Origin of the sequence: Streptomyces nanshensis (assembly GCF_001751255.1) — a bacterium.
GTDB lineage: Bacteria > Actinomycetota > Actinomycetes > Streptomycetales > Streptomycetaceae > Streptomyces > Streptomyces nanshensis_A.
The window spans coordinates 1-228 of the sequence record NZ_LJGW01000167.1; the positions used below are offsets into that span (position 1 = coordinate 1).

The 228-nt window shown below is 76.3% G+C and carries 1 protein-coding gene; it reads right to left on the reverse strand.

The window, feature by feature from the left end; genetic code table 11:
- Positions 1-228: helix-turn-helix domain-containing protein (locus tag AN218_RS38055; protein WP_338059607.1), on the reverse strand; the 228-nt coding region annotated here is incomplete at both ends.

The following is a 228-nucleotide window of genomic DNA, read 5'->3' on the forward strand; positions in this document are numbered from 1 at the left end:
CGGTACGGGCGAGGCCCCGCGCTCCCGCACCCCGCGCACGCCGGTGCGCGCACCGGCACCGGCACCCGCACGCGCACGGCGGACGCGGGCCAACTCGCCCTGGACCAGGGCCAGTACGTCGGTCAGTCCCAGCCCCAGCGCCTCGGCCGCCGCGGCGAGGACCTCCGACGAGGCTTCTTTGCGTCCGCGTTCGACCTCGGAGAGGTAGGGCATCGAGATACGGGCCGC